6 protein-coding genes and 1 pseudogene are annotated in these 6,401 nt (G+C 65.6%); 3 read left to right on the plus strand and 4 right to left on the minus strand.

What is annotated here, in order from left to right; all coding sequences use genetic code 11:
* The 4 genes from HMPREF1023_RS04485 to HMPREF1023_RS04500 all read right to left on the minus strand — a co-directional run.
* The coding region (locus HMPREF1023_RS04485; protein ID WP_369707139.1) for a diacylglycerol/polyprenol kinase family protein at positions 1-602 on the minus strand (602 nt) is incomplete at its 3' end.
* Positions 599-1,477 (minus strand): phytoene/squalene synthase family protein, encoded by an 879-nt coding sequence (locus HMPREF1023_RS04490; protein ID WP_009304989.1) that lies wholly within the window; start codon positions 1,475-1,477, stop codon positions 599-601. The genes HMPREF1023_RS04490 and HMPREF1023_RS04485, both read right to left, overlap by 4 nt.
* Positions 1,464-2,957 (minus strand): NAD(P)/FAD-dependent oxidoreductase, encoded by a 1,494-nt coding sequence (locus HMPREF1023_RS04495; protein WP_009304990.1) that lies wholly within the window; start codon positions 2,955-2,957, stop codon positions 1,464-1,466. Before HMPREF1023_RS04495 ends, HMPREF1023_RS04490 begins: the two co-directional genes overlap by 14 nt.
* Positions 2,958-3,073: 116 nt before the next feature.
* Positions 3,074-3,508, minus strand: coding sequence for an Rrf2 family transcriptional regulator (locus HMPREF1023_RS04500; RefSeq protein ID WP_035577222.1), 435 nt, complete (start codon positions 3,506-3,508; stop codon positions 3,074-3,076).
* Positions 3,509-3,735: 227 nt separating this feature from the next.
* Here HMPREF1023_RS04500 and sufC point away from each other — a divergent pair, with 227 nt between their 5' ends.
* The 3 genes and pseudogenes from sufC to HMPREF1023_RS15665 form a co-directional block, all read left to right on the plus strand.
* Positions 3,736-4,530, plus strand: coding sequence for a Fe-S cluster assembly ATPase SufC (sufC, locus tag HMPREF1023_RS04505; protein ID WP_009304992.1), 795 nt, complete (start codon positions 3,736-3,738; stop codon positions 4,528-4,530).
* Between the two features lie 9 nt (positions 4,531-4,539).
* Complete coding sequence (gene sufB / locus HMPREF1023_RS04510; protein ID WP_009304993.1) at positions 4,540-5,955, plus strand: Fe-S cluster assembly protein SufB; 1,416 nt, start codon at positions 4,540-4,542, stop codon at positions 5,953-5,955.
* Positions 5,955-6,401: pseudogene (locus HMPREF1023_RS15665) on the plus strand (SufD family Fe-S cluster assembly protein); the annotation flags it as partial. The gene sufB and the pseudogene HMPREF1023_RS15665, both read left to right, overlap by 1 nt.

Here is a 6,401-nt window from a genome sequence, read left to right on the forward strand (position 1 = left end):
TATCCCCTGTTGCGTGTCTCAGGGGCGAACGCGCCGCCCGGCGCGCCCAGAATGCCGCCCGCGCCGAAAGGCGGCGGCGCCATCAGCACGACGGCGCAGGAAGCGAAGCTCACCATCAGCATGGTCGCGCTTCCCACCAGCGTCTTCCCGCAGCATCCCACCAGCACGCGCCGTCCGAACCGCTTGCCCAGCACAGCTGCGAACCCGTCGCCGAACGCCATGCAGAAGAAGCCGAGCGCTCCCATGTACGGCGCGCCGATGCCGAACGAGAACAGCGCGAGCGTCGTCAGCGACACCGCGTAGTACACCGTGCCCGGCGTGTCCTCGCCGTCGTCGCGTCCCATGAACGACAGCTTCTGCCGACGGTACGCGAACGCGTTCACAAGGATGAACGCAGCGGGAAGCGCCGCCGCCCACAGAGGCGAATCGAAGAACCGGGCCGCGATGAGCCACCAGCCGCCCAACGCGATATGCGCGAGCTTGCGGGTTGCCTCCGACGACGCGCCACGCCGCGCGGCCAGGCTGGACGCTCCCAGCACCGCCAGTACGTACGCGAGCGAGACGCCCAAGCCGATCAGGTTCTCCATCACGTCGCCCATCATCGCTTTCCTTCCTCGAGCGCCGCCAGCGCTTCGTCCACCAACTCGCGCGCCGTTGCCTTTGACACGACGGCGCGATGCTCGAAGCAACGGTAGCCGTCGGCGCGCACCTCGTCCAAGATGCCGCGGTACAGGTACAGCGACGACAGCGTGGGAAGCCGGCTGTCGTCGTCCAGCTCGATCACGTCGCGCTCCATGGGGCGGTACAACTCCTCCGAGCGGTGCGCCACCGTCTCCCAAGCGTTGCGGAACGCCTCGTCCACCGCGTGCGCGCGCAGGCGCTCCGGCGCGTACGACGCCGCCTCCAGCACCTCCGCGGGCAGGTAGACGCGCCCGTTCTCCAAGTCCTCGCCCACGTCGCGCAGGATGTTGGTCAGCTGCATGGCCACGCCCAGCGCCACCGCGCTGTCGCGCAAACCGTCGTCCACCGGAGAAGCGGCGTGCAGGATGGGCAGCAGCATGAGCCCCACCGACCCGGCCACGTAGTAGCCGTATTCCTCCAGGTCGCCCATCGTTTCCGGCTGACGGAACGACAGGTCGCGACGCTGTCCTTCTAGCATGTCGAAGAAGGGCTGCGCGTCCAGGTCGAACGACGAGCATACCGCGTCGAGCGCGCGCCACAACGGAGCGTCGACCACGGTGCCTGCGAAGAACCGCGCAAGGTCGTCCTGCACCTGCTCGAGCTTCGCCGCGCTGGCGTCGCGGTCGACGCAGTCGTCGGCCAAGCGGCAGAACGCGTACAGCGCGTACACGCTCTGGCGCTTGCAAGCGGGCAGCAGCGAGAACGCTCGGTAGAAACTATGCGAGTTTCGCCTGATCACATCCTCGCACCACGCGAAATCGTCCGCGCGCTCGTCAAGCAAGCTACAGGCGGTCATCGCGCATCAGCTCCTCTGCCGCCAGCTTAGCGCTGAGCAGCACGATAGGCACGCCTGCGCCCGGATGGACGCTGCTGCCGCAGAAGTACAGGCGGTTGCAGTCGGTCGCCTTGTTGTGAGGGCGCCAGTAGTTGCTCTGCCCGAGCGTCGGCCGCAAGCCGAACGTCGCGCCGTCGTAGGCGTTGAACCGCTCGGCGAAATCGAGCGGCGTGTAGGCGCGCTCGAACACGATATGGTCGCGCACGTCCTCGTACACCGTCTCGCGCTCCATGAGGTCGAGCACCCGGTCGCGGTACTCGGCCACTTCCGCGTCCGTCCAGCGGGGCGATGCGGGCGACAGCGGCGGCACCGGCACCAGCACGTACAGCGTCGAACAGCCCTCGGGCGCAAGCGAGCGGTCCAGCGACGAAGGCGCGTAGCAGTAGAACGACGGGTCGTCGGGAAAGCGCGCGTCGTCGAAAATGTCGTCGATGTTGCGCTCGAAATCGGAGGCAAAGCGGATGGAATGCACCGCATCGGAGGGATAGCGTTTGTCCAAGCCCAGGTACAGGATGAAGCACGAGCAGGAGTACTCCATGTCCTCGACCTTATGCGGCGTGTACTTGCCGCGCGCATCGGCCTCGTCGACGAGCTGGGTGATGGCGTAGGGGAAGTCGGCGTCGCACACCACGTAGTCGGCATAGTGCACCGTTCCTCCCGCCTCGACGCCGCAGGCGCAGCCGTTCTCCACCACGATGCGCTCCACCGGCGTGGACGTGCGCAGCTCTCCTCCCTGCTCGAGAAACAGCCGGCCCATGGCCTGCGCCATCGCGTACATGCCGCCCTTCATGAACCACACGCCGTACAGCAGCTCGATCATAGGGATGATCATGTACAGCGAGGGGCCTTCGAACGGCGAGATGCCGATATAGAGCGTTTGGAACGCGAGCGCCTTGCGCAGCCGGTCGTCCTTCACATGATGCGCGACCGACGAGTACGCGTCGCCGAGCGTGTGCAAGCGCAGACCGGCTACCAAGCTTTTCGGGTTGTAGAAATCGATCGGTTTGCGAAACGAGCGTTGCAGGAAGTTGTCCTTCGCGATGAGGTAGCGCTTGTACAGCAGCGCCAGGTACTCGAAGTAACCCTGCGCGTCTTTCTCCCCGACGGCCTCCACGGCGGCGGTCATAGAGGCGAGATCGTTCGATAAGCGCAGACGGTCGCCAGGGCCGAAGGAGATGTCCATGAGCGGTTCGACCTTCTCCATGGGGATGTAGTCGTCGGCATTGCGGCCGCACGTTTCGAACACCTCGCGGTACAGCTCGGGCATCATGACGATGGTGGGACCCACGTCGAACGTGAACCCTTCCTCGCGGATCTGGTTCATCTTGCCGCCCACAAGCGGCTCCTTCTCGAAGAGCGTCACCTCGTATCCGGCATGCTGCAAGCGCGCAGCCGCCGCCAAACCGGCAACGCCGGCACCGATCACGATAACCCGTTTCATGCAACTCCTTCGGTGGAACCCGATACGCTGTCCGGTCATTGTATGGCTCGCGTATCGGCCTTCCGAAGCGGAAAAGTCATCGTGATCTAACCCGTTAGAGCCTCGTCATACCCGCGTTAGATTGCAGGAAGTGACGGCAAGCCGGGTTCCCCGGCCAGATCGGCAAGCGTGACGCCGTCGACGTAGCGCTCGATGACCTCGTCGAGGCCGGCCCAGAAACGCACGGTAGTGCATTCGCCCGCTCGCGGGCAGGCCATCCCCTCTTGCAAATCAAGGCACGCCACCGGGGCCGTGGAGCCTTCCACCGCGCGCAGCACGTCGCCCGCCCCGATAGCGGCCGGCTCCTGTGCCAGCGCGTAGCCGCCGCCCTTGCCGCGCACGCTGCGAAGCAACCCTGCTTGCACGAGCGGACGAGCCAACTGCTCGAGGTACTTGAGCGAGATGTCCTCGCGCTCCGACACCTCGCGCAGGGCAACCTTACCCTCCGCTCCCGCTTGCGCCACGCACACCATGAGCCGCAGCGCATAACGGCCCTTCGTCGATACGAGCACCTCGATCACCCTTCCTTTCCGTTTCGCGCCGCACACGATGGCGATCTCGCGCGGCAGTCCCGCGTCCCTCCATGCGAACGTATCGCGTGAAGCAGTCGTTCGCACCGGAAGGCCGCCGACCGCTTTCCGTAAATTCTAGCAAACTTGTATGATTAAGTCTTGACAATATCCCGTTTGCCACTATCTTAATCCTAGCAAAACTATATGATTAATGAAAGGCACCTCACATGACGATCACGACGCGCGATTCGCTCCTCACCATCCGCGGGCTTTCCGCCTCGGTTGACGAAACCCCCATCCTGCACGATATCGATCTCGCCGTGGGCCCCGGCGAGACCCACGTCATCATGGGCCCGAACGGCGCGGGCAAATCCACGCTCGGCCACGTGGTCATGGGAGATGCCGCCTACCGCGTGGACGGCGGCTCCGTCGAGTTCGACGGCCGCGACATCACCGACCTCTCCCCCGACAAGCGCTCGCGCGCGGGGCTGTTCCTGAGCTTCCAGGCGCCCGTTGAAATCCCCGGTGTGCCCCTGTCAAGCTTCCTGCGCGCAACCGTCGCCGGCCGCGACGGCAAAGAGCTCAAGGGCAAGCAGTTCAAGAAGCACGTGCGCACCCTGGCCGACGAGCTGGACATGGATCCGTCGTATCTCGACCGCGAGCTGGGCGTGGGCTTCTCGGGCGGCGAAAAGAAGAAGCTGGAGATGCTGCAGCTGCTGTTACTGGAACCGAAGCTTGCCATCCTCGACGAGACGGACTCGGGCCTCGACGTGGACGCGCTGGGCGTGGTGTCGCGCGGCATCGACGCGTACCGTCGCGCCACGGGCGGCGCGCTGGTCGTCATCACCCACAACACGCGCATCCTCGAGCACGTCGACGTCGACCGCGTGCACGTCATGGTGCGCGGCCGCATGGTGGCCGAGGGCGACTCCTCGCTCATCGAATCGATCAACGAGCAGGGCTTCGAGCAGTTCGAGCAAGCCGGTGCGGAAGCGGCGCGCGAACCCGTCGCCGCGCTCTAGGAGGCACGCATGACTAAAGAGTTCCGAACCTATGTGGAGGACGTCGACCGCACGCTGTACGACATCAGCGACGCGACCGACCCGTCCCTCCGGCTCGACGCAGGCCTCACGCCCGACATCGTCCGCGAGATCTCGGCCAAGAAGGACGAGCCGTCCTGGATGCTCGACTTCCGCCTCAAGGCGCTCGACACCTACCAGCGCATGGAGGCGCCCGACTGGGGCCCCGGCCTCGAAGGCCTCGACATGGATCACATCGTGACGTACGTGAAGCCCGCCACCGACCAGCAGGCCGATTGGGAAAGCCTCCCCGACGATGTGAAGAACACGTTCGACCGGCTGGGCATCCCTGAGGCCGAGCGCGCCTACCTGGCCGGCGTCGGCGCGCAGTACGACTCCGAGCTGGTGTACCACAACATGCAGAAAACGGCTGCCGACATGGGGATCGTCTATTCCGGCATCGAGGAGGCGCTGCGCGAGCCGAAGTGGGAGGCGCTCATCCGGGAGAAGTTCATGACGCTCATCCCGCCCACCGACCACAAGTTCGCCGCGCTTCACGGCGCGGTGTGGAGCGGCGGCTCGTTCGTCTACGTGCCGAAGGGCGTGAAGCTGGACTTCCCCCTGCAAAGCTACTTCCGCCTGAACGCGAAGGGCGCAGGACAGTTCGAGCACACGCTGATCATCGTGGAGGACGACGCCAGCCTGCACTTCATCGAAGGCTGTTCGGCGCCGAAGTACAACGTGGCGAACCTGCACGCCGGAGCCGTGGAGCTGTTCGTGGGCAAGCGCGCGTCCTTGCGCTATTCCACGATCGAGAACTGGTCGAAGAACATGTACAACCTCAACACGAAGCGCGCCGTGGTGCAGGAGGGCGGCGCCGTCGAGTGGATCAGCGGGTCGTTCGGCAGCCACGTGGGCTACCTCTACCCCATGTCCATCCTGGCCGGGCGCAAGTCGACCAGCAGCTTCACCGGCATCACGTTCGCCGGCGCAGGGCAGAACCTCGACACCGGCTGCAAGGTGGTGCTGGCCGCGCCCGACACGTCGGCCACCGTGGAGACGAAGTCCATCTCGAAGGGCGGCGGCGCCTCCACGTTCCGCTCGTCCATCGTGGCCACCGAGAACGCGCGGGGCGCGGCCGCCAGCGTGTCGTGCCAGTCGCTCATGCTGGACGACATCAGCCGGTCGGACACCATCCCGGCCATGGACATCCGCTGCAAGCACGTGGACATCGGCCACGAGGCCACCATCGGGCGCATCGGCGACGACAAGGTGTTCTACCTGATGAGCCGCGGCGTGTCCGAGGAGGAGGCGCGCACGATGATCGTGAACGGATTCGCCGACCCCGTGTCGAAGGAACTGCCGCTGGAGTACGCCGTGGAGATGAACAACCTGATTAAGCTAGAAATGGAAGGGGCCATCGGATAATGGGAACCCTCACGATAGAACACGCGAACGCGATGCCCGCCCCTACCTGGCATCGCCTGCACGTCAACGACGTGGACATAGAGCTGCCGAGCGGCCTTGCAGCCGCCCAGCAGGTGGAAGTGTCGTGCGAGGAAGGGCTGTGGGGAGAAGCGGATGCGTTCGACCGCGCGCTCCTTTCCTTGGATGCCTGCGCCCCCATGGCCGCGGAGAGCGGAGCCTCCCCAGAAGAGGACGCTGCCATGGAGGGGCTCGACGCTCCCGCCCTCTCCCTCTACCAGCAGCAAGCGCTCGAGAACCGCTACCTCTCCCCCGCCGACGTCTTCGCCACCGGCATGGGCGACGAGGCACGCGAGTACCTCGAGTTCGTGGCGGGCGATCCCGTCGTGCTGGCCACGCGCCCTGACGAGCGCACCTGCGCAACGGTGCGCGTCGAGGGCGTGGACGGC

Source organism: Eggerthella sp. 1_3_56FAA, assembly GCF_000185625.1.
GTDB lineage: Bacteria > Actinomycetota > Coriobacteriia > Coriobacteriales > Eggerthellaceae > Eggerthella > Eggerthella lenta.